Annotated in this window: 18 protein-coding genes; 16 read left to right on the forward strand and 2 right to left on the reverse strand. The window is 43.2% G+C overall.

What is annotated here, in order from left to right:
• Nucleotides 1-51 precede the first annotated feature (51 nt).
• Complete coding sequence (purB, locus tag WAE59_RS02760) at nt 52-1,398, reverse strand: adenylosuccinate lyase (protein ID WP_337854400.1); 1,347 nt, start codon at nt 1,396-1,398, stop codon at nt 52-54.
• 141 nt (nt 1,399-1,539) lie between these two features.
• On the opposite strand from purB, the gene WAE59_RS02765 reads away from it, so the two are divergent.
• From WAE59_RS02765 to WAE59_RS02830, 14 genes are all read left to right on the forward strand, one after another.
• A complete protein-coding gene (locus tag WAE59_RS02765; protein ID WP_337854401.1) occupies nt 1,540-2,442 on the forward strand; it encodes a metallophosphoesterase family protein in 903 nt (300 codons plus the stop codon).
• A gap of 39 nt (nt 2,443-2,481) precedes the next feature.
• Entirely contained in the window at nt 2,482-5,244 is a 2,763-nt protein-coding gene (locus WAE59_RS02770; RefSeq protein ID WP_337854402.1) for a response regulator, read from the forward strand.
• Nucleotides 5,245-5,358: 114 nt separating this feature from the next.
• Entirely contained in the window at nt 5,359-5,955 is a 597-nt protein-coding gene (locus WAE59_RS02775; RefSeq protein ID WP_337854403.1) for an RNA polymerase sigma-70 factor, read from the forward strand.
• 66 nt (nt 5,956-6,021) lie between these two features.
• Nucleotides 6,022-7,053, forward strand: a complete 1,032-nt coding sequence (locus WAE59_RS02780) for a FecR family protein (RefSeq protein ID WP_337854404.1) — start codon at nt 6,022-6,024, stop codon at nt 7,051-7,053.
• A 233-nt stretch (nt 7,054-7,286) separates the two neighbouring features.
• Nucleotides 7,287-10,727, forward strand: a complete 3,441-nt coding sequence (locus WAE59_RS02785; RefSeq protein ID WP_337854405.1) for a TonB-dependent receptor — start codon at nt 7,287-7,289, stop codon at nt 10,725-10,727.
• Nucleotides 10,727-12,460, forward strand: coding sequence for a DUF4397 domain-containing protein (locus WAE59_RS02790; protein ID WP_337854406.1), 1,734 nt, complete (start codon nt 10,727-10,729; stop codon nt 12,458-12,460). The genes WAE59_RS02785 and WAE59_RS02790 overlap by 1 nt, the downstream gene beginning before the upstream one ends.
• On the forward strand, nt 12,460-13,695 hold the full coding sequence (locus tag WAE59_RS02795; protein WP_337854407.1) for a hypothetical protein: 1,236 nt from the start codon (nt 12,460-12,462) through the stop codon (nt 13,693-13,695). Before WAE59_RS02790 ends, WAE59_RS02795 begins: the two co-directional genes overlap by 1 nt.
• A gap of 13 nt (nt 13,696-13,708) precedes the next feature.
• Nucleotides 13,709-14,770: a fasciclin domain-containing protein gene (locus WAE59_RS02800; protein WP_337854408.1), complete on the forward strand. Its 1,062-nt coding sequence runs from the start codon at nt 13,709-13,711 to the stop codon at nt 14,768-14,770.
• Between the two features lie 15 nt (nt 14,771-14,785).
• Nucleotides 14,786-16,108 carry a fasciclin domain-containing protein gene (locus tag WAE59_RS02805; RefSeq protein ID WP_337854409.1) on the forward strand — a complete coding sequence of 441 codons (1,323 nt, stop codon included), beginning with the start codon at nt 14,786-14,788 and terminating at the stop codon, nt 16,106-16,108.
• Nucleotides 16,109-16,111: 3 nt separating this feature from the next.
• Nucleotides 16,112-17,125, forward strand: a complete 1,014-nt coding sequence (locus WAE59_RS02810) for a fasciclin domain-containing protein (protein ID WP_337854410.1) — start codon at nt 16,112-16,114, stop codon at nt 17,123-17,125.
• Nucleotides 17,126-17,155: 30 nt separating this feature from the next.
• Nucleotides 17,156-20,413, forward strand: a complete 3,258-nt coding sequence (locus WAE59_RS02815) for a TonB-dependent receptor (RefSeq protein WP_337854411.1) — start codon at nt 17,156-17,158, stop codon at nt 20,411-20,413.
• A 23-nt stretch (nt 20,414-20,436) separates the two neighbouring features.
• Nucleotides 20,437-22,617, forward strand: a complete 2,181-nt coding sequence (locus WAE59_RS02820) for an IPT/TIG domain-containing protein (RefSeq protein WP_337854412.1) — start codon at nt 20,437-20,439, stop codon at nt 22,615-22,617.
• 221 nt (nt 22,618-22,838) lie between these two features.
• Nucleotides 22,839-22,997 (forward strand): hypothetical protein, encoded by a 159-nt coding sequence (locus tag WAE59_RS02825; RefSeq protein ID WP_337854413.1) that lies wholly within the window; start codon nt 22,839-22,841, stop codon nt 22,995-22,997.
• Between the two features lie 196 nt (nt 22,998-23,193).
• Entirely contained in the window at nt 23,194-23,442 is a 249-nt protein-coding gene (locus WAE59_RS02830; protein WP_337854414.1) for a hypothetical protein, read from the forward strand.
• Here WAE59_RS02830 and WAE59_RS02835 read toward each other — a convergent pair.
• A complete protein-coding gene (locus WAE59_RS02835) occupies nt 23,439-23,669 on the reverse strand; it encodes a hypothetical protein (RefSeq protein WP_337854415.1) in 231 nt (76 codons plus the stop codon). The two genes, WAE59_RS02830 and WAE59_RS02835, sit on opposite strands and share 4 nt — an antisense overlap.
• 184 nt (nt 23,670-23,853) lie before the next feature.
• Here WAE59_RS02835 and WAE59_RS02840 point away from each other — a divergent pair, with 184 nt between their 5' ends.
• Nucleotides 23,854-24,435 carry an RNA polymerase sigma factor gene (locus WAE59_RS02840; RefSeq protein ID WP_337854416.1) on the forward strand — a complete coding sequence of 194 codons (582 nt, stop codon included), beginning with the start codon at nt 23,854-23,856 and terminating at the stop codon, nt 24,433-24,435.
• 83 nt (nt 24,436-24,518) lie between these two features.
• Nucleotides 24,519-25,454: a FecR family protein gene (locus tag WAE59_RS02845; protein ID WP_337854417.1), complete on the forward strand. Its 936-nt coding sequence runs from the start codon at nt 24,519-24,521 to the stop codon at nt 25,452-25,454.
• The last annotated feature ends 36 nt before the right edge of the window (nt 25,455-25,490 follow it).

Consider the following 25,490-nt stretch of genomic DNA (forward strand, 5'->3'; position numbering starts at 1 on the left):
AAAAATAAATAATTCATCAATCAATAGATGTCTGAATTAGGTCATTATATATTAGAACACACCAGTGTAATTGAAAGGTGTAATCTGCTTCAGTTCTGCTTTCACAGTGTCACTAACATTCAAACCATCAATGAAATCGGCCATTGTACCAGCGGTGATCTTTTGGTTCGTACGGGTAAGGTCTTTTAGGGCTTCGTATGGATTAGGATAGGCCTCTCTTCTCAGTACAGTCTGGATGGCTTCCGCAACAACTGCCCAGTTGTTTTCCAGGTCAGCATGGATCGCTTCCTCATTTAGCAATAATTTATTCAGACCCCTTAAAGTGGAGGCAATGGTGATGACGGTGTGCGACATCGGTACACCTATATTTCTAAGTACCGTTGAATCTGTTAAATCCCTTTGCAAGCGCGAGATAGGCAATTTTGCTGCAAAAAACTCGAACAAAGCATTTGCAATTCCTGCATTACCCTCCGCATTCTCGAAATCGATTGGGTTTACCTTATGCGGCATCGCTGACGAACCTACTTCACCTTCTTTGATTTTTTGCTTGAAGTAATTCTTAGAAATATAAGCCCATATGTCGCGATCCAGATCAATGATGATGTTGTTGATGCGTTTTAGCGCATCACACTGTGCGGCGAATTGATCGTAATGTTCGATTTGGGTAGTATATTGCGCCCGCTCTAAACCAAGGGTTTCGTTTACAAAACGATTGGAAAAATCTACCCAGTTGGTGCCCGGATAAGCAATGTGATGGGCATTGAAATTTCCCGTCGCGCCACCAAATTTGGCGCTGTTTGGAATGCTTCTCAGGTTGTTCAGTTGTATATCCAGACGCTCTGCAAAAACCATAAATTCCTTGCCCAATTTAGTAGGTGAAGCGGGTTGACCGTGTGTATGTGCCAGCAATGGAACCTGCTCCCAGTCTTTCGCCAGTTCCCTGATCCTATCGATCAATTCCGATAATTTAGGGTAGTATACTTCGTTAAGGGCCAGTTTAAATGTATATGGAATTGCAGTATTGTTGATGTCTTGTGAGGTCAGTCCAAAATGAATGAACTCTTTATAAGCTTCCAGTCCCAGCAGGTCAAATTGTTTCTTGATGAAATATTCTACTGCTTTCACATCATGGTTGGTGATCTTCTCCGTGTCCTTGATGTCCTGCGCATGACTGTCATCAAATTGCTCATGGATTAATCTAAGCTTCTCATAATTCGCTTTATCAAAATCTGCTAAGCCGGGAAGACCAGCTTCGCACAGTGCAATAAAGTATTCTATCTCCACGTAAACGCGGTATTTGATCAATGCAGATTCCGAAAAATATTTTGAAAGGCTTTCTGTTGTATTTCTGTAACGGCCATCAACCGGGGATATGGCTTGAAGAGGAGATAAATTCATTTATTTTAACTGTGATTAATAAAACGCGAAGTTAACATATTTATAGCTGTTATTCAATTTAGCCTCCAGAATGTTCATTCCTGACCCGACAGTTAACATCAAGTAAACATTCCGTTTTTAACTTAGGCGGAAAATTATCCAATGGAAAGAAGATCTGCATTAAAAGGTATCGGCAGTTTATTTTTGCTGCCCTCTCTTGCTTTTGCTGCTAAACCAGCGCTGAGCAAGCCTGCATTAAGAATTGCACACCTCACTGATGTGCACCTGAAAGATGAATTCGGCGCACCCGGGAAATTTGCAAAATGTTTGCATCATCTCCAGTCTCAAACGCCTAAGGTAGATTTCGTCCTAAATGGTGGGGATATCGTGTTCGACATGAACAAGGAAAATCTCCATAGAATCAATGCACAGTGGGAACTGCTCGAGAAAACCATGAAGTCAGAATGCAGTTTGCCAGTGCATTATTGCCTTGGCAATCACGACATCTGGTGGCAGGAAGAGGATAGGAAACAGGCATTTTATGGTAAAAATTATGCAATGGAAAGATTGGAATTGTCTAAGCCTTATTACAGCATGATCAAGGGAGGCTGGAAGTTTATTATATTGGACAGTGTCCACCTGGATATCGACGGGACTTGGTACATTGGTAAACTAGGCGATGAGCAATTCAGCTGGCTCGAGCAGGAACTTAAGGTGACAGACCCGAAAACACCGGTATTGGTGATGTCTCACATTCCTATCCTGACCGCATTGTTGATGATTGAAGATAATATCGTGAACCGCTGGGAAATGCTTGGGGGGGACATGCATACCGATACCTCAAAGATCATCAATCTCTTTTATCAATATCCGAATGTCAAGTTGTGCTTAAGCGGCCACTTGCACATGCGCGATAAGGTGGTCTACAATAATGTGACCTACCTCTGCAACGGTGCAGTTTCAGGTGCCTGGTGGGAGGGCAATCGCAGGCAAACAGCTCCCGGATATGGATTAATTGACCTTTACGCAGACGGAACTTTTGAAGAACGTTACGTAAATTATTAGATTTAACATTCACTTAGCATTGGTTCTCTATTATTGCATGTGCGTTTTACTGAATTTTCATGGCTCCGGTCATACAGGGCAAAGCTCCTTTTAAGTTTTTTTTCATTCATAGTCGTCATCCTGGTTTGGGCTACGGTCTATCTTTTCGTTGGTCGGCAGCAGCGCAAAATCAGTGCTTTTTCGTCCCGCCTGGCTGCTGCTCAGTTGAAGTATCTGGAGAGTACACGAGACCTGCAGCTTTTTATGCTCAGAGGCTATCATGAACAGGAATTTTACGCCAGTGGCAAACAACACAATATAGATAGGTTCCTGCATTTGCAAGGGGATATTGCGACTGAATTGAAAGCTATAGAAATGGCCTCTAGCGATAGTGGTATAGAACTGACCAGCCAGCTTGACAGTCTTCAGCAGATGAACAAAAGCACGCAGGAGCTGGGAATTGCTTTGAGAAACCTTTATCATAAACGTGGTTTTCAGGATCATGGTTTGGAGGGAAAGATGCGCAACTATGCACATTTCCTTGAAGATTCTACAACACTTTCAAAAACGGCTGTGTTGCAGTTGCGCCGGCACGAAAAAGATTATATGCTACGCGGTGAGCAACGTTTCATCCGGATGTTTAGCCAACAAATGAAGCTGAGTCTTCAAGGTCTGCCAGAGGACAGCAGGACTTACCAGGCATTAATGAATTACAACAAATGCTTTCTCGAGTTGGTTGATGATTCAGAAGAACTGGGTATCCAAAATTCGAGCGGATTGATGCCGCAGACACTGCAAAGCATCCGACAGTTTGATGAGTTGTACAGAAGTATGAGTCAATTTTCAAACAATGAAGCTGAGCACCTCAATGGCAGGTTCAGAACGTTTATTATTGCCATTACACTCATTTCACTGTTGCTCATCATCCTGTTGAGCTGGTCGCTTTCAAAATACCTGACAAGGGATATCACAGAGCTGAACCGCCGCGTCTCAGGCTTTATTTTTTCAGGATTCAGGCACTCGGCACAGGATTTAGCGTTCCAACCCGCCAGCAGTGAAACCGCGCAGTTGTATGCAGATTTCAATTTGCTAAAAAGTACACTGGCAGATCACATTTCCAATTTACGGGAACGCAATGAGCAGTTGATCCAGCAATCTGAGAAATTACAGGAACTAAATGAAGAGCTGCAGGTACAATCGGAAGAACTTATTTCTCAATCAGAGGAATTGCGTGTTCAGCAGCAGCAGGAACACATAGCTAGGGAAGAAGCGGAAAAAGCCAATCAGGCGAAAAGTGTTTTTCTGGCCACCATGAGCCATGAAATCCGGACGCCTATGAACGGTGTATTAGGAATGACCGCATTGTTACATGAAACAGCGCTCAATACTGAACAGGCAGAATATGTAGAGACCATCCGCAGCAGCGGGGAAACCCTGATGAACGTCATCAACGACGTACTCGATTTCTCCAAAATTGAATCAGGGAAAATAGAGCTGGATCCGCATGATTTCAATCTGCGCTTTTGCATTGAAGAAGTGATGGATATGTTTGCAGGAAAAGCTGCGCTCAGTGGAATCGACCTCATTTATCAGATCAGCGAAGACATACCGTTGCAATTGGTGGCAGATAGCCTGCGCCTGAAACAGGTTCTGATCAATTTGATTGGCAATGCGGTCAAGTTTACACAAGAGGGAGAAATTGTATTGAGTGTCTGCTCTTTAAAAAATAATTTGAAGGAAGATGGCTTATTTCTCTCGTTTGAGGTTAGCGACACCGGAATTGGGATTCCTCAAAATAAGCTTCATGATCTATTTCAGGCCTTTAGCCAGGTGGATTCCTCCACGACCCGGAAGTACGGCGGCTCCGGACTTGGATTGGCCATCAGTACCAGGCTAGTCGAACTCATGGGAGGCAAGCTGGCAGTGAAAAGTAGTCTGGGAAAAGGAACTTCATTTGAATTCCAGTTGCGTGCTGGAATCAGCCATGAGCAAATGCGGCATCAGGCAAAATGCATGATGACTGGGCAGGAGCACAAGCAGGTCTTAGTAGTAGATGATAACCAGACCAACCGGAGAATTCTCCAGATTCAATTGGAACAATGGCAACTGATCCCCACTATGGCAGCATCTGCAGCTGAAGCAATGGCCATCATCAATGAACGGGGCTTCGATCTTCTGGTGACAGATATGCAGATGCCGGATATGGACGGAGTACAATTGGCTACCTGGATCCGCGATAAAAATGCCTTGCTGCCAGTCATCCTGCTTAGTTCCATTGGCGATGAAACCCGAAACAAGTACCCTCATCTTTTTGCGGCAGTCCTGACCAAGCCTGTGAAGCAGCAGCAACTGTGCCGGGTCATACAAATGGCACTCCAGCAAGTCTCCCAGGTTTTGGAAACAGAACCCGCCAAAACGGTGCTGCTGGATAAAGGATTTGCGAGCCAGTATCCGCTATCTATTCTGATTGCAGAAGACAATCAAATCAACCAAAAACTGATCATCAGGATCTTGAATAAGTTAGGCTATCAGCCTATGGTGGCAGAAAATGGTTTGGAGGCATTGGAAATGGTGCCACAACACCGATACGATCTTGTGCTGATGGATGTGCAAATGCCGGAAATGGACGGTTTAGAAGCTACTCAGGCAATCAGGGCGCTGGAAATCGTGCAGCCGAAAATAGTTGCAATGACTGCCAACGCGATGATCGAGGATAGAGAGATGTGTATCGCTGCTGGAATGGATGATTATTTGTCTAAACCGCTGGACATTCCGGCCTTGATGAAGGTGCTGTCTCAGGTTTGGGAAAGCCGGAGTTATTAAGAACTAAGGTGATACATTGCAAGGCTGACTCTTATTGATAAGTTAATGCAGGCTTAATGTTTTCATGTGTTTGTGCGGCTAGTTTTGTGGCTGGGAATTCCCTAATGGTACAGCATGTCAAAAACACTTAACGATTTACCGGATCAAACTCTACTCGAAAAATTTCGGGATGGTAATGCTGCGGCTTTTAATGTGCTCTTCAAACGCTACTATAATGGAATCAAGTGTTATGCACAAAAGAATGTTCGGGATGCTTTCATGGCGGAGGAACTGTCTATGGATGTCATGCTTGGGTTGTGGAAGAATAAAGGTGCAGTGGAGGTGCAGGCTGACCTGAAGCCCTTCCTCTATAGATCGATTAAAAATGCCATTTACAACCACTACCGCAAAAAGGCATTGCAGACAGTGAGTCTGGATGTGGTATCAGAGCGTCCCCAGTTGAGCAGCCAGGCAGCAGACCACGACTTACAGGTTAAAGAACTTCAGCGCATTTACAATCAACAGTTGGAAAAACTGAGCCCGCAACGCCGAAGGGTATATGAAATGAGCCGCCTGGAAAATAAGAGCTATAGCGAAATCGCTGAAGATCTGAACCTTTCTGTAAATACAGTAGAGAATTACATGGTGGCCTCACTCGCCTTTTTTCGCAAGAATTTAAAGGAACATGCTGATCTAAGCATCATCCTGGCCATCTTCTTAAAAATATTTTAATTTTTTTTGTTTCGCATAGGTGGTCGCCCACCAAAATTGTGTTTCCCTTATTGAATCACAATTTATATGCACTCAGAAAATAAAAATAAAGAGCTGATCCGAAAATATATCTCTGGCGATTATACAGCCGGGGAATGGGAGGAAATCAGGGAACTCATGGCAAAGCCAGAGTCTGCTGGTATTTTCGACCAGGTACTGGCCGAGCGCTGGACAGGATTGGAGGTGGCGCAAGATTTGGATAAAGCAGCGTTCAATCGTGATCTGCAGAATTTTTACTCCAGGTTACAGGAAGAAGAAAAGCAGAAACATCTTGTTGAACCTAAAAAGCCAATATTGCGTAGGCTAAACAGGCGAAACCTTTTTCAATATGCGGCGATATGGGCGGTATTGATGATCGGTGCAGGATGGTATATTTTTCAATTCAATGAGCCTCAGTCCACTCAGGAAGTACGCATTGCGATGCGTGAATTGATGAATCCGAAAGGGCAACGCTCCAAAGTGCTTCTGCCGGACAGTTCAGAAGTGTATCTGGGTGCAGATAGTAAATTATCCTTCCCGGAACAATTTGGCGCGAGCAGCAGGGAGGTACGTTTAGAGGGCTCGGCCTTTTTTGAAGTGACAAAAAATCCTAAAAAGCCCTTCATCATTCATACCGGCCAGGTACAAACCAGGGTACTCGGTACATCATTTAAAATAGAAGCTTTTAAAGGCAAGGCCCTTACGGTGTCAGTTGCAACCGGAAAAGTACGGGTTGATGAGATAGGCGCTGTAGGTTCCAGGGCTTTGGCAATGTTAATTCCGGGACAGATGCTGTCCTATTTCAAGAATCGTCCTTCGGTCAGTACAACAGACATACAGGAATTGCAGTCCTGGAAAAAAGCCAGGCTCAATTTTCATAACCAGACGCTGGGGGAGATCACTGCTGAACTGGAGCGCTGGTACGATGTGCGCATCAGCTATTCCAAGCCAGCCAAGGCCAATGAAAAGATTTCTGTGATGCTTCAGGTGGATACCCCACTCAATAAGATGATGAATGTGCTTGCCGCTACAGGGCATTTCACATACAAAATATCCGGTAAACAGGTGAATATTAAATAACAACAGGGAAAGGAAAGATATGTAAATCAGCTACTAGAAAACAAAAGTTCCCCGCCGGTGGCAGGGAACCAAATGCTTAAAACCGTGTGAATTTCGACGTCCGTACGGTTTACAATTCATCCGGATCTTACGATCCGGCATTTATAACAGATCATCGCTTCGCAGCGAATTAACCCATAATGCCCAAAAATATGCAAAAAGGATTAAAACATTATCCTTCAATCAGATTTATTATGAAATGCTCATTTATGCTCATTGTGGCCCAGCTGACCTTCATCAGTATGCTGCTGGCCAACAATGTGAAGAGTCAGGATCTTGATCAACAGATTAGCCTGCGACTGGAGAATGTTTCCGTCTCAGAAGGGCTTACCGCTATAGGTAAGCAAAGCAATATCAGGTTTTCGGTAAGAGAACAGTCGATGAAGACTGTCAAAAAGCAAGTCACGCTTCTAAATGCTAAGATTAGCGTGAGGGAAGCCCTTCGTCAGCTCTTAGCGAATACGGGTTTACAATACAAACTGGTAGAAGGCTATGTGGTGGTGGATACCAAGCCAGTTCCCATCGTGATTACCGGAACGGTAAAGGATGAAAAAACGGGGGAGACGCTCATCGGTGTAGGGATTAAAATCAAAGCCGGCTCAGGAGGCACGTCTACAGATCTGAACGGGGCTTTCCGCATCAGCATACCTGAACAGGGTGCTACACTGGTATTTTCGTACATCGGCTACCAAAGCAAAGAAGTAAAGGTAAGCCCGGATATGAAGCAGCTCAATGTCCTGCTTAGCGCTTCGGCTACACAATTAGGGGAGGTGACTGTTCAGGCCAGAAGGAAGGCCAATACCGATGCCTCAGTGCTGGACGAACGCCGGAATGCTTCCATCATCCAGGATGCGATATCTTCGCAACTCATCGAACGCACAGGTAGCATCACTACTACGCAGGCGCTGCAGAGAGTTTCCGGAGTGACGGTGACCGACGATAAATATGTTGCTATTCGCGGTCTGGGTGACCGCTCGGTAATTGGCCAGCTGAACGGTGTACGTCTGGCTTCTTCAGATCCGGACAGAAGTACCATTCCTTTAGATCTGGTACCTGCTTCGTTATTGGATAACATCACCATTTATAAGACCGTAACACCGGATAAACCTGCGGATGCAGCGGCTGGTATTGTAGAGCTAAAAACCAAATCTGTACCTGAAAAGGAGACTTTTGAATTCATCATGCAAAGTGGTTTAAATACTAACGTAGGTGTTGGAGGTCAGTACAATAGCTTTTACAATAGCGATATGGGCGCTTTCGGGAATAAAATAAATGATAAGAACCTGAGTCAGGATTTTAAAAACCTGGCTACACAATACCCTAACGGACTTGGTTCTATACAAAGCATGATTGCAAATAGCAATTACAGTCCAACGGCTTACCAGGAAGTGAACCGCATCAATAACATCATGCAGTCTTTTGATCCGGTGATGACTACCCAATACAAAAAAGCACCTCTAAACCAGTTGTACTCTGCTACCTATGGCAATAGCTTTACAGTATTTAAAACACATAAAATTGGTTTGATTATGGGCGGTAACTACTATCGTCGCATTACTGACATTAGTGGCGGCGACTTAACCCAATATAGTATTTATCAGGGGGTGGTTACCGGTAATCCAGATGTATACAGTCCGCGGAACATTCCGAATTACATCACACCCAATAGCCTCTTTATGGGTAAATACCAAACCTACAAAGAAAATACAGGCATCGAGACCTTGAACTATGGAACGCTGCTTGGATTAACCTATCGTTTTGATAGTCGAAATGAAATCAGTATGCAATATTTAGGTAGCTGGGGTGGCGAAAATAAGGCCAGTAATTTGTCCGGCCGTTATGAATACACTGGTCTGCCGGGAGAGGTAAATACGAGTACCTATTCTTTGAAGCAGACATTCAGAAACCTGAATACCTTTAATTTACAGGGCGAGCATAAATTCTTCGACAAGGAACTTTCCCCACGCTTAAGTTATAATGTGGCCAGTTCCAGGTCAAAACAAAATGATCCTGATTTTAGATTTGCGAGTTTAGCAGATTACACACCGAGAGCTGGCGGCTGGTATACCAGGCCAACGGTAGGTGCGGGAAGCACGGCCGGTACGCCAACTTATAGCAAACATTTATATGCGCTTACTTCCGGATATGTAAATGGATTTGGTCCTTTTGGCATTATACAGGCCGAACCAAACGGCCGCAGGTGGCGTAATCTGGATGAGCAAAATTACAATTACAAAGCTGACCTGAATATTCCCTTTAAATTGTTTGGACAAATACAGCAATTGAAAACAGGTGTAAATTACCTGTTCAGGGACCGCACCTTTAGCGAAAACCAGCTGTTTTTACCCGGGTCCAACTTTACGACCAATAAGGCGGTACCCTTATATGATGTAGAGGGTAACCTGAACCGTTTAGTAAGCAGCGAAATTATCGGTGTTAAACTTCCTACTGGTAGCCAGGGAGAAGGGATGATGCCAATAGATGGCTTTTTGTACAACAGTCAGAAATCTCCTAACAACTACACCGGTTATTTTGAAACCAATGCCCTTTACGGAATGGTAGATTTAAAACTCACAGAAAAACTGCGTGTTGCTGGTGGAGTACGTTTTGAAATGACCAATATCGGTTCTTCTGTAGATACCTCAGGGGTGTTCTTAGACCCTTCACTTACTGCAGGAGGTGCAAATGGCGGCCAGATTGCATTAAACCCCATTGACCCAAATTCGGTATATAAAACAGGTTATAAGCCTTTTTATTCTGTAAATGCTACCTATACTTTAAATGATCATATGAATTTCCGTACGGCCTATAACACTACGCTAGCCAGGCCGGAGTTGAGAGAAATTACCAATGTCTTTGAATTTGATGCCTTTCAAATGGGACTGGTTGTGGGCAACCCCAACCTGAAAAACCAGTTCACCCAAAACCTGGATTTCAGGTGGGAGTGGTTTCCGGCAAAAGGGGAGGTAATTGCGGTATCTGCATTTGGCAAACGCATAGAAAACCAACTGGTAAAGGTATTCAGTTTGCAAACAGCAGGTTTAGCTGCAACTTATCCGGAATTCCCGACCATTCAGTTTCAGAATGATCCGAATGTAGGTAAGGTGTATGGAATTGAATTGGAACTGGTAAAAAGTTTAGGTTCCATGTTTGATCCTTTAAAAAACTTTTACCTGGGCTCTAACTTGTTGCTTGCCCAAAGTGAAATTCAAAAAACACCACAACGGTATGAAGCCATCCGTTCACTGGATCGGTATACACCCAAGAACAGTCCGCTTTTTGAACAGGCACCTTATTCCATCAACGCCTGGTTAAATTATGAAAATCCTAAATCAGGTTCTGATTTTACGCTGACTTTTAATATGGTAGGCGAGCGTTTGGTACAAATTAACCTAACGGGTGAACCCGATTTATATACCATGCCGGTACCGTTTTTGGATTTTGTATTTAGTCAGCGCCTAAGCAAAAGCATCAAGTTTAAGGGCTATGTGAAAAATATCCTCGATCCGGCCATCAAAACTGTATATGCCAACCCCCAAACCGGTGGTAAATGGTACGGCAACGAATACATTAATAGAAGTTTTAAACGTGGTGCCGAAATTATGGTAGGCTTTACTTATAATCTCTTTAAATAATGAATAAGATAAAATATAAATGCTTAGGTCTTTTCTTCCTGAGCACCATACTCTTGCTCCAGGCCTGTAAAAAGGATAAAATTGACCTTGCAAGGGATAACCGTGCATTAACAGAAAATCGCGCTAACTCAAGCGCCCGGATCATTAATCTTGGTGGTTTTAACCAGGTGATTGCCAATGGGGACAGTTTAACAAATTTTGTGGTGTTGAACCCAAATACATCAACCGGTTATCAGTATCCGGGAACATCTTATTTTCCTGCCAACGGACAATTGAGTAAAACATGGTATGTGCCCCAGGATCTTTTTAATGCGCAGGAAACTGCAAAACTGGATTTCATGACCAGGGCTTTTCAGGCCATAGAGACAGACATCAAGCTTGATGTCAAAAATGATTACTCCAATCCAACCGACTATTATTTGATGCCTACGCTTTTTATGGATGGACAGCCTGAAGTGGTACCGGTTAAACGGGGTATTTCAGCGCCTTCAAGACCCGATCATTTTAAAATTCGGGTTGTAAACCTTTCCGGTGGTATTAAAAATCGGGCTAACAATGGTAGTGGCTTACAGGAAGATTTAACAGGGGCTGTATCCTTGGCATATGCTGATGGTACGCTGGTAAGTTCAGCAACGAATAACATCAGTTCGGCACAAAAAACATCTGAATATGTAGAACTGCCTTATGGAACCTATCAGTTTAAAATACTGATGCAGGATGGAAGGCAGATGCCGGCAATTGGAAATGAACTGTATGACTTTACCCTGTTGGATCCACCAACATCTACCATTCCTAAAGACATGATGAATTCCACAGGCCTTACTTATGCACCCATTCAAACCTATCAGCCCGGTGGCATTTATACCATTTTGATTGCGCCACAGCGTTACAAATATTTGATCAATGAAAATTCTGAGACTTCTGAGACTTATCAAAATTCATTTCAGGTCATTAATGACAATAGTCCGGCCGCCAATAATACTTATTTTAGGGTACAAGCCTTTAACGCATGGAATACCCAAAATATAAGCTTTAGGGTAGATGGTAAGGCAATAGCTGCCAATCTCGGTTTTGGAGCAGCTGGAGATTACAGCAACTTTATTCAGGGTAACCATACCATTGAAGCCATGGATGCTTCGGGGAAAGTAATTGCCGTAGCAAATCAGGTGTTTCGCCCGGCTCAGAATTATACCGCCTGGCTTTATCCTGATGCCAGTGGTGGAGCAAAATTGCTGATGGTTGCCAATGATTTGAGCGGTGCTACCTACAGCGGCGGTACAGAGGATGATGCCACATTTTCAAGAAATCAGTACCGTTATTTTTTCTTTAAAAGATTTTTAAATCTTTCTGTTGGCAATCCTTACCTCACTTTTACACTGAACAACGGACAATCTATTGCGACAGGTAATGACAATGCGAATGCCGGAATTAACCTGCAGCCAGGTTTACCCTTATTTGAGCGTCCATATGTAAGCAGTGCACACTTGCAAAATGCATTTGAAATTATGGCCTATCGATCCAAACCCAATGTGGTACCCGGCGTTTGGGCCAATGACATAGTCTTACTTAAAAATGATGCATTTATTGCCAATAAAGCACTATATCAGCAAGCATCAAGGGCATTGCCTGTTCAGGAACCCGGTATTTATACGGTAAGTGTTATCGGACAATCCGGAACGGGTAGTACCACTGCCAATAAAGCAAGAATGATCATTGTAAAACATAATAAATAATGAAGAACGAGAGCTTATACAAGAGAAATATATTTGGCAGTTTCAAATCTTCTGCCTGGCTTTTAGCCTTTAGCTTATTGCTTTTGGCTTCAGGCTGTGTCAAAGTAGAATACAGTAAAATTGAGGATCCTGCGTATCTGAGGGTATTTAATAACCTGAATTACATACAGACCCTTGGCAGCAAAGATAATAAAGTCCCATTTTTCTGTATGTTCATTAACCCTGTGGTTGATGCTAGTGGCATGCCTGTAAGTGCAGAAATTGTAGGTGATTTTTTAGACCAGCGTGATGCCTATGCGCCACCTTATCCATCACATATTGGCAGTAGTATTTCTGTAAACAATCCGGAATATCCGGGAAAGGAGAATGTGTTGGTAGGCCCTATCTTAAATGGATTCGATTTGAGCAGCTGGGCCCAGGTGCCATCCGGGAAAGTGCGGATTATGTTTGCCTACCGTCCTAAAAATACGGTACCGTTCTTCCAGCTGGAAAATGAGTTAAAAAAGGATATCCTGATAGATACCACCATTAACCTGACCAGTAAGGAAGTATATACTTTGCACCTACTGCAAAAGGACTTTGTAAGTAAAAGAACTGGAATTTTATTAAGGCAGGAGATCTTTCAGAAACTTCCTTTATCTGATTCACTGACCTACGTGAACTTTTACAATATGAGTAGTAAGGGATACTGGGAAGCAGACAGGTCGCTTAAGGCAGATAATTTTCTGCTGGCGAGTTTTCAGGGAGGGATGAAAGACGATATGAATGTTTTTCTTAGCCTGTATGAAAACCAGAGTAATCTCCTTCAAAAAGGTCCTGCTATAGCAGGTTATAATGGGAAATACCTGGCCAATGTAAAGCTGAATACCAGCACCGGGGTAGTTAACCCCTATGTAAGTTTCCCTATTTGGGCCAGTCAGGCTACCAATGGCATTACCACAAATATGTGGCAAAGGTTTGATTTCTTTACTCCCGGTATGGACATCACAAACAATCCATTTTATCAGGGCTCTACTGAAAATGGTGGAAACTGGGTTTCGGTGAATTGCATGCAAAATGGCAATGCAAGGGTGCAGTTCAATGACAATGCTGCAATGCTGCCCAATTTATTGGTCAACATTCATTCTGGTATCCATAATCCTGCAACATTTGCCACAGTAAATAGCATTGAAGTGGTAAATGGAAGGATTTATCTAACCACCATTCAGAGAAAATATGCACCGCCTGTTTATTAAAAATAAGATTCAAATGAAGAAATTAACATATTTATTTGCGGTTGGTTTATCGCTTCTGTTTTTTGCTTCCTGCAAGCATGACGATCTATCAATGGCAAAGCCCAACGAAAATGTTCGTCCCGCCGCAGATTTCGTGAAAAATAATTATGAGATGCGCTTGTTTTACGCTGCGCTGCAAAAAGTGGGTTATGTAGATCAGCTAAATGGAAAGGGTCCTTTTACCGTACTGGCACCTACTGACGAAGCTTTTAACAACCTGGGCATTTATACTGCAGCAGATTTTGACAAAATGAATGCAGATAGCCTGAAAAAAGTGATCGGCTATCACGTGCTGCCGCGCCGGCTAAGGGTTGCTGATATTCCAAGCAATGGAATTGATGTACGTTACGCCACTTTAGAGGGTACCGCGCTGTATGCTTCTGCAGCTTCCCTGAATCCTAATGGGGGGGCATTGGATGAGCTTTATTTTAGTGGGGTAGAGGCTACCCGAAAAGATGTACCAATGGCCAACGGTACCTTACATGTGCTGAACCAGGTCATGAAGCCCAATTTTAGCAAAACCATCCAGCAATGGCTGGCACAGCATAAAGAATATAGTGTGTTTGTTTCGGGCCTGAAAAAGTTTGGCCTTTGGGAGCAACTGGCTGTGCAGGGACCCTTCACCATTTTTGCCCCCGATAATAAGGCAATGGAAGATCTGGGTATTACCGAACTTTCTTTAAGCGCTATGGATGCCAGTAAATACCTGGGTGATTTGCTTTTTGGAGTCTATATTTTATACGATAGACACTTTTTTACCTCAGATGGACAGGTGTTTGCCGGCATTAATTCTAATGGCTCATATAATTATTATCCGAAAAATACCACTTACTACATGACCTTTGGTGCCGGAAAAATGTACCCCAGCTTTAAACTCGCTTACTCCCTTGTATTACGTACAGGACCGACATCCAATGATCCCCCCGTCGCAGTATCCGGTGACATCACCGCAAAAAATGACAATTTATGCAGCAATGGCCTGGTCCACCATCTAGCGGGTGGATTAGTCAGACCGGAAGAAGCTATAAAAAGATAACAAATCATGATGAATATGAGAAATTTAAAAAAATTGAGCGGGGTCATTTTGTTTGCAAGTCTTTTGTTTACCGCCGCTTGTACTAAAACAGAATTCCTGCCGGATCCTGAAGGGGCTCAGGTTCCTTTTCAAAGTAATGCCACGCAAACTGTAGAAGAGTTGCTGGCTGCTTCGCCTGCAAAACTATATTACAGCGCATGGCAAAAGAGCAATATCAAAAATGTGCTGAACCAAAAAGGGAGCAAAGTTTTGTATACTGCTTTTGTACCAAATGATGCGGCTATGCAGTCTGCTGGATTAACTGCCAGTAAAATTGATCAAATGTCCGCAGCAGAACTGGATGACTTTATACTATTCTCTGCCACGATTGGACAAGTAACTGGCGATGAACTTAAACTGAAGAGCGATAATTTTATGGTTAAAACCCTTCTGGAGAACCGGGATCTTTATGTAAAATATTATGAAAACCCCGAATCGAACCAGTTCGATTATTACGCTTACCGGCTTTATGTTGGCCTAAAGGGCGATGCCTTACTGGTTAATGGTAAAAATATGGGTAAGCTTAATTATTTGCCGGCTACCAATGGCGGACTTTATCTTATGGAAAAAACGCTGGAAAAACCTACTAAAACTATAATTGAAGCGCTAAGGGCAGATGGAAGGTTTACGATGTTTCTTGAATCGCAACGGCTTGCCGATGAATTGTACCTGGATAAAATTGCCTCAGATATGGAGCCCTTGTTTGGATACAAGCCAGATCCCGAAGAAACAATGATGTATGCAACCCAGCGTCTTTTTTATCAGAAAGACTGGGATATTCTGAGCCCTTATCCGGGGTATGGTACCAACATTACGATATCAACTTTGTTTGCCCCAACAGATGAAGCTTTTCACAAAGCTGGCTTTCAAACTGTGGCTGATATCTTGAAATTCAATGAACGTGGCGCTTCGAGTATTCATTTTAGTGACATGACCTTTACAGATGAAGGGGCTTATCCCATGGATACCATTTACAACTACCACCGCAATTGGGGAAGGATGTTTCAGCCTGTAACCGTTGGAGGAGATAAGGCGATCAGTAATGCTACTGTATTTTACAGCAATGAATTATCCCCAAGACTAAATGAATACCTCGTCAGTGCAGGTGGAAATCCATCTATCGAATATGCTTACAAAATGCCTTTGGAGTTTTCGGTAAATAACAGCAGCATTCAAATTAAGGTCAAAGGTTCCGAATATCCTGCGGCTAACGTAATTGAAGGAGACATCAATACTTTAAACGGGCCTATCCATGTGGTGGACCACCTGTTTATTCCTAAAGGATTTAAATTGAATTAAAACATGGCGCAAAGAATTAATTTATATAAAAAAAACACCTTATTTTTCTTGCTGCTCATTGCCGTATTGGGCACCGCCTGCAGTAAAGAAGAAAATCAGTTGAGCGATTACGATAACAATAAAATTAACCTGGTGATCGCTGATAATTTTAATCTATCTGCCTTCAGTGCAGCATTAAGATTGAGCGGACTAGATAAAAATCTTCAGGATGGTGCAGGACCTTACACTGCCCTGGTCCCTTCAGATGCCGCATTTAGTGCTGGCGGTTATTCCGGGCCTGTTGCTGTTTTAACGGGTAGCCCCAGTACAATTTCAAGGATAGCCAATTACCACACCCTGGATGGTAAATATGAATTGAACAAGCTGCCGTTTCTATTCAATCAGGAGCTTAAATCGCGTGGTGGCAGGTTATATGCAACGCATTGGATCAAAGGGACGGACACCATTCTTACGATCAATGGTTCAAGGGTGATTTCACAGAACATTCCTGCTTCAAATGGATTGGTACAGGTAATAAACCGCGTACTCACGCCTTACCTGCACGATTTACTGGGTGATGCCATAGCAGCAGAATCCAGTATTACATTATTTACGCAGGCTTTAAAAACTTCTGGTTTACTGGAAACGATTAAAGAACAAGGCCCATACACCATTTTTGCCCCTAATAATGCAGCAATGCAGACTATGGGCTATACCAGCATTGAACAAATTAGCAATACCAATGCAGAGGTATTGAAGCGTTTGGTAAACTACCATATTGTTAAAGACAGGCGGTTTATCTACGATTATATCTTAAGTACGGGATCGACCAACACCAGCCGACAGGCCATGCTCGACGGCAATTCGGTTACCATCACTTTGAAATCAGACGCCAATGCTCCGGGTAGCTTTAGCGGGATTACATTAAAGGGAGTTGGAAACGTTACTCCAGTTAACCTGGTTGGCGGTAAACAAGATATCCTGGCTGGAAATGGGGTGCTACATATTATTGACGGTGCTTTACGGATTACCCAATAACAGGGCGTACAAGCAATTAAAATTAAATTCATGAAGAACATATATTCAATCGTTGTGCTTTGCGCCCTGCTACTGGTGTCGATATACAGCATGGCGCAAGAAACAAGCGGCTCGCTAAGCGGCCAGGTTAAAGATGCCAAAGGGGTAGTCATACCAGGCGCAACCATTATTGCGATCCACACCCCTTCAGGCACACGTTATGCCGTCTCTGCCGATGCAGATGGCCGTTATTTTTTAAATAACCTCCGGATTGGTTCGCCTTATGAACTTACGGTATCCTTTATAGGGATGAAAAATGTCATGCGTAATGACATTGCCGTTCGCCTTGGAGGTACGCAGCAGATCAACTTCGTCCTGGATGATAATGCGCAGGAGCTGAATACGATAGTGGTCACAGCAAAAAGCATTTCCCGTCAAAAAGCAGATAGCTATGGGACAGGAAAGAACATCAGTAGTGAACAGGTTAAAAACATGCCTACGGTTAACCGCAGCATTACCGATATTACCCGCCTCACTCCTCAGGGTAGTCGGGATAACAGTTTCGGTGGTACCAACTTCAGGTACAACAATGTCACTATAGACGGTGCTGTTAACAATGATGCCATTGGTTTTAGTCCCTCTAATGGGGGGCAGACCGGAACATCCGGTATGAATGGCAGTAGCACCAGGACCAATCCGGTTTCTCTGGATGCGATAGAAGACATGCAGGTATACCTTGCACCCTTTGATGTGAAAATCGGGAATTTCACCGGTGGATCCGTCAATGCGGTTACCCGCAGTGGTACCAACACCGTAAGTGGTTCTGTGTACGGTTTCGGCAGAAATGCAGCCCTTACCGGTAATGACCGTGTAGGCAGCCTGGGCAAAATGAACAGCGAATTTTATGATTACCAGACAGGTTTCCGCATCGGTTTCCCAATCATTAAAAACAAACTGTTCTTTTTTAGCAATGAGGAAATTACCCGCCGGCAGGATCCCACACAACTGCTGGTAGGTACGCCAGAAACCAGTCCTATTTTTAGTGTAGCCGATGCCCAATCTATAAAAAACACAGTAAAGAGCCGCTACGGAAATATTTTTGATGCGGGAACTGCAGATGCATACACCAACTGGAGCAAATCACAGAAGTTTTTTAACCGTTTGGACTGGAACATCAGCGATAAACACCAATTGGCTGTCAGGAATAATACCATTTTTAGCAAGGCTACACACATGGACCGTGATCAGCAGGATTTCCGTTTCAGTAGCATGGCTTTTTTACAGGAAAACAACCAAAGCAGCACTGTTGCCGAATTGAAAAGTCGTTTCAATAATGAACTTTCGGCCAATGTAGTGCTTGGTTTTACACATGTTAGTGATAGCCGTGACCCTCTAAGCGATCCGACCCTGCCACAGGTACAGATTATGGGCCGCACGCCGGGTACCACTATTTATTTGGGTACCGACCGTGAGGCCAGCATTTTTAATATGAAGCAGAAAACCTGGGAGTTTACCGGGAATTTAAACTGGAGCAAAGGCCGTCACAAAATTTTGCTGGGTACGCACAACGAATTGTATGGCATCCAGTATGGTTTTGTAAATGCCTGGAACGGTCGTGTAGATTACCAGAGCATAGAAGATTTCACCAACAACAATCCGTACCGTGTAAGGGGAAGTTACGGTTATACCAATAACGACAGGGATTATTTAATGAACAATCCAGCGGCAGATTTTAATGTAAACATGTACAGTTTATATGTACAGGATGAAATCAGGATCAGCGATCAGTTGCGGATTACACCTGGTTTGCGTGCCGATATGGTGAACTTACCGACCATGCCTGTTTTAAGTGATAAGGTACGCAGTATCATGGCCGACCCGAATTTCGGGAATACCTATACTTACACGCCGCTAAACCGGATTGAAAATAAATTCTTAAACAAAGTACAGCTTTCGCCACGTTTAGGTTTCAGATACGATGCTCTGGGCGATCAGAAGCTGATTTTTAGAGGAGGAATCGGGATGTTTACCGGCCGTATTCCTTTTGCCTGGCTGGCCTATGCCTACTACAACACGGGCGACAGCTTTGGTGCCATAGACCAGCGGGCAGATCAGCAGCCTTTTGTGCCAGGTGTAGATCCTGTTAAACCAAACCCTAATGGTATAGCTGGTTTCATTGGTCAAAACGGAACAGTGATCAATAATCCAAATAGCGGGCGTACCCAGATAGATTTGGTGGACAATGACTTTGTAATGCCAAAAGTATTACGTGGTAGTTTGGGACTCGATTATGAAACAGAAAATGACTGGCGTTTTACCCTGGAAGGGATGTATACCAAGAATATAAAAGATGTATTGTTTCAGCAGCTGAATACAAAAGATAATCCCTTGTATTATGGTTATGACAAGGAAAAACAGCAGCCTGTTTACAGTGGAACTGTTGATCCACGTTTCTCTAACATTTACTTATTAAGCAATACCAGCGATGGTTACCGTTACAGCCTTACTGGTACTGTTGCCAGAACGTTTATAAATTCTTTAAATGTGAGTGCTTCTTATACCTACGGACAATCAAAAGATTTAAGTAATGGTGTACGTAACTCGATGGAAAGCAACTGGCAGCTAAACCAGTCGCTGGTGCCCAACAACCCAACCTTAAGTTACAGTAATTTTGATATCCGCCACCGCATTGTGTCCAGCATCAGTTATAACCACGACTGGCTTAAGGCAGGCAAAACAAATATAAGTTTGTTCTTTAGCGCACAGTCGGGCAGTCCTTTTACTTACGGTATTGTAAACGCAAGTACGCAGGGCTTACCACAGCAGGTTAGTTTAACTTACATTCCTCTACATGAGGAGAGTATTCGCTATTTTAAAGACATTCCAACACAAACGGCGGTACAACAGGCAACAGCGTTTAACGCGTTTATTGATGGTAATGAATATCTGAGCAGCAGGAGGGGGAAGTACACAGAACGTAACCAGGGGCGTACACCCTGGAATGTACAGGCAGATTTACACCTCTCGCATGAGTTATTTGTAAACGAAGGTAAAACCCGTTCATTAAGTTTTACTGCAGATGTAACGAACATCAGCAACCTGATCAGCAAAAACTGGGGCGTTCAGTATTTTTCGCCAAATACGTTCAATTCAACCAGCAGTGTGGGTTTAACCCCTCCCTTGCTTAGCGCCCAGCAAAATGCAGGTAATTACCCGGCTTTTACTTTCCGAAATCCGGGAAAACCTTATAGCATAGATTACGTTGGATCCAGAACGCAAATGCAATTAGGCTTAAGGTATAGTTTTTAGTCTACAAATTAAATTAGAAGAATATGAATACGATCATTCAACATAAATGGAATTTAGGCATCGGTATGATGCTGTGTTTCCTGCTGTTTATTGGCGCTTGTAAAAAAGATAAGGTAGAACAGCCTGTTGTAGCGTTTAAAATAGAGAGCTATTATCCAAATAGCGGTAACGCAGGTACTTTGGTGACCATAGAAGGAGAAGGCTTTGGTACCGACATTGGTTTGTATTCCGCCAGTATTTCGGGAAAAGCGGCAGAGGTAATTAGTGCAACGGCAACTTCACTGGTAATCAGGATGCCGGAAGGAGGCGCTACAGGTACGCTCGGATTAAAATATGCTGCGCAGAACTTTGATGTGGGACAGTATACTTACCAGGATTTAAGTGTAAAAATAGTGTCCCCTGCCAATGGGCCTGCTGGTTCTCAAATTAGGATTACAGGAGAGGGTTTTAGTAGTATAAGCGCGCCAGCTACAGTTTTTATCAATGGTAAAGCTGCATTGGTAGTTAGTGTGTCTGATAAAATAATCGTTGCCGAAGTACCTGTAGATGCGGGCTTCGGGCCGATAGTGGTAAAGGTGAACGGTAAAGAAGCCCAGGGGCAGAATTTTACCTATCAGTCTATCAGTACGATTAAACCCCTAACCGGTGGGAAAAACACCAAAGTCACCATTACCGGTGTCGGGTTTGAAGAACTGGCAGCAGGAAATGTAGTAGATTTTAACGGAGCCAGCGCTACAGTACTGGAAGCTTCCAAAGAAAAACTGGTAGTTTCCGCTCCTGACGGAGTGAGCACGGGTCCGCTTTCTGTAAATATCAACGGACAGAAAACTACAGGGCCAATATTTACAGTAGTCGCTCCGCCATCCATACAGGTGGTTACGCCACTGAGTGGACCAAAGGATTCCCAAATGACCATTACAGGTACTTTCTTTAGTCCTGTGCTGGACGAAAATAAAGTGTTCATCAACGGTGTGGCAATTCCCGTTCAATCTGTTAATGAAAACCAAATTAAGCTTGTTATACCCGGTGGTACAGGAAGCGGTTTGGTGAAAGTAGTGGTGAATGACCAGGCTACTGATGGCCCTCAGTTTAAAGATCAGACACTGGGAATTATTTCTGTAAGCCCTGATAATGGTTTGGCAGGAACAACAGTTACCATCAAAGGGTCTGGTTTTAGCAGCACAATAACAAATAACAAAGTTTATTTTAATGGGGTCTTAACAGCTGTAAATACAGCTACTGAAAATACACTGGTTTTAGACGCGCCTGCAGGATTAAGCACGGGTAAGTTGAAAGTTGTTGTGGGAACTGAGGAAGCGCTAGCACCGCAGGAATTTAGAAGAGCCGGAGTGATGACATTGGCGGGCGGTCCTAATAGCACTACGTTTGGGCGTTTTATGGCAGGAATGGCCCTGGATAATAATGGTGTTGTTTATGTAACCGATTACCAGAATAAAGTTGTAAAGAGAATTGCAGAAGATGGTACGGTAACTACAGTGCAGGCAAATGGTGCAGATATTATTTTCGGAACACCTTACGGTATTGTATTCGATAAACAAAACAATATGTATGTATCAGATATTGGCACTAACCAAATCCGAAAAATTACCCCTACGGGACAAAATACAGTCTATGCATCTGGTTTTGCACCTGGAAGGATGACATTTGACAAGGCAGGAAATCTTTATGTAAATATCAATGCCACATTTGCAGGGATGAACAAAGTAAATGTAGCAGGTGGCTTTTCTAAAGTTACCGGGCCACTTTGGCCTGTTTCCCGTCCGGCAGTCGATGCAGCTGGTAACCTGTATTATGTAGATTCAGGATCAAGTAGTAACCATGCCATTTCCAATATACCTGCGGGTGGTACGAATTTGATCAATTGGATTGGCTGGTCAGATCCGGGTTATGCAGATGGAGCAGGTACGCAGGTGAGATTTAATAACATTTCCGGAGGATTGTTTTTATATGGCAGCGGTAAGATGATCGCAGGCGACCGGTATAATTACGCCATCAGAGAGATTGATATTGCGAGTAAAAAGGCTTCAACACTCGTGAAATTCAGCTCGGGTTCAGGTTTTGTAGATGGTACGTTATCCGCAGCAAAATTAGCGTCTATGGATGATATGGCTGTTGATAAAGATGGTAATATTTATATTCTGGATGCAGACAATAAAGCAATACGTAAAATCTTCCTGAAATAAGTTTTTTCATTTTTGATTATGCTCAACCGGGTCCGACTGTTGTCGGCCCGGTTTTTTTGTTTATTTATAACGTATATGTAACATCTTCTTAACACATGAGCCTTAGCTTTGCAGCATAAATATTTGGTTAGTATTTATAATACGTTTAGGTTTAGTTGATAAAAAAAGCCATGATGGATGTCAGGGCTTTTTTTCTTTATATTTACTCAAAAACACTGCTCATGGAAGTCAATTATAATATTTTAGTCCCCGTAGTATTTGCTGTCCTGGTATTGATTCTCTTCCTGATCAGAAGAAATAAAAGAGATGCGAAAAAATTTGAGAAGGAAGTGAATCAAACAGACACCATCACTGACAAACACGACAAGGATCGGATTTGAGTAGCACAAAATCGAGCCTAAACTTAATCTTTTCCCTGACACGCTAATTATTTCAGATTATTCCAGGTCTTCCTGACTTGGTTTGTCATTTACTGACAGGAACTTCTTTAATCGCATGTTAAGCACATGGTTGTTGTTATATTTTTGTTAACTTAATGATAATTTAGTGTTGAATTAATGTTTTGTATTTTTGTGTATGCAATTATCGGTCTATGTGATCTACGAGTTGCTCATTCGCCTGCAGGAACTTAATCCTGCAGTAGGGGAGTACTTATCTTACAAAAAAATCAGTGCGGGAATCAAAGTGCAAACGACTACAGGAAGCCTGGAGTTTCCTGATACCATGTTGGATCAGCAGTTCCATCATCCCGAATCAGTTGCGCCCGCTGACCTGAACTTGTTGCTCGGTTCTTTTAAACCGAATACCTCTGCAACGCCCCGTTAAGAATTATTTACTTCAAAACCACCGTAGCTCAGCATCTCTGCATTGTGCGACACGGTGAGATTTAGCTCTAGACGCTCAATCAGGTCTCTGGCCTGCACAAGGTTTCTGTGCATGTCGTTAATGCCCCTGATTTCAATTCCCCTGGCCATAAGTTTGAATTTGGTTGGAGCAAATTTATCGATGAAGATTTGCAGGTCTGAACTGATTTTGATTGCTGTCGTTTTCATTAGGATACCTATTTTTTTACCTGCAGCAAAGCAAAACAAATCATTTTAAGCCAATGGTGTTGTTTCGTTATCTTTTGACTGCATTTTCTTAAACATTCGCTAGCTCAAAGCAATGTCTGCCTGAATTCTTAACCTGCCGTTAATATTGTTCTTGCTAGCTTTGTTGCCACACTCCAAAATTCAATTGAAGCAGCAGGCAAAAAAGCAATACATCACAACTGTGTACAACAAGTTCTGGAAGGAGTTGTATGTCGTCGCCTTTCGCCGCTTGCGGGACGAGGCACAGGTAGAAGACATTTTGCAGGACCTCTTTCTCTCCTTGCTCGAGGGCGATTATGACCTGGAAAATGAAAATGCCGTACGTGCCTTGCTCCATACCCGGTTGAAAAGCCGCATCATCGACTTTTTTAGAAGAGCGCTCTTAAAGATGAACTTCGAAAATCAGGAAGCATCTAAGACCGAAGTCGATCCGCATTCCAGTGACGATCGTTTGATGAACCGCGAACTTGAATCTGTTGTCCTGCAGGAAATCAATAAACTGCCTGAAAAAATGAAAGAAATCTTCCTGCTCAGCAGAGAGGAAATGCTTTCTAATGAAGAAATCGCCAGTCGCTTGAACATCTCCAGTAAAACCGTCAGGAACCAATTGAGTACAGCATTAAACCGGATCAGGCTTACCATCCGCAACTATGGATCAGCTGAACCTAAGCCAGCTTCCCTTACCCTGATCATCACAATAGCGGCTTTGTTGTTAAGCGAACATTAACAGAACATACCGGTTGTATTAAGTTTTATTTTGCTCTGGGACAAGTGCCATACCCGTTCGGTTATATAGGCAAAGGACATCATATGGACGAGCAGGAAAAGAAAAAAATATTAGACCATTGGTACGCAGCATTCGATCATGCTGACGAAGACCTGAAGGTTTTTGCCGACGCTGAACATGAAGAAAAAGTACGGCTTCGGCTCTTAAATAGCATTACTGACCGAATTCCCGGTACTAACCTTAGGATCTTCCCGCTATTCCAGCCCTACGCCAGTTGGATGAAAATTGCTGCAGTTCTGGCCTTTTTAATCTGCAGCTTCTCCATGTACCAATACTTGAAGAAGAGCAGCAGTTCCACACAAACTGAAAACACGATTCAATGGAGCAGGAGCAGGGCCGGGCAAGGTAAGATGCTGAAAGTGATCTTGGCCGACGGCTCGGAAATTACCTTGAATTCGGGCTCGGAGATCCGCTATCCAGCTCAGTTTAATGGCCCTAAAAGACAGGTCTATTTAGATGGTGAGGCGTTTTTCAAAGTAAAACACAATGAAACAAAGCCTTTTGTGGTCTCTACCGCTCAGCTGTCCACCACAGTATTGGGCACATCCTTCAACATCAGGGCATACGCCAAACTAAATCAAATTGCGGTGAGCGTTGCTACAGGAAAAGTTGGGGTCACTACTGCCGGTAAAACGCTGGCTTTCCTTTACCCCAACCAGCAGATCAGTTTCGAGAAAAATACCGGGGATTTTACCACCACTGAAATTCCGGCCCGGCTGGTCAGCTCCTGGAGAGATGGTGTCATCAAGTTGGACGGCGCCCCCTTCTCTGAACTCGCCCTGGTCATCAAAAATACATGGGGACTTACACTCGAAACGAAAAGCAACAGGTTAGCAGCAGCGAATTTTAAAACTACATTTTATACACACAATCAAATAACAGAGGTTATGAAAACAATCAGCAAAATGACGGATGCAAATTACCGCATCAGGGACCATATAATCACACTCTATGAATAGATAAGGATACATAAAAAGAAACAGCGGCTAACTCCC

The organism is Pedobacter sp. GR22-6 (assembly GCF_037402555.1).
GTDB lineage: Bacteria > Bacteroidota > Bacteroidia > Sphingobacteriales > Sphingobacteriaceae > Pedobacter.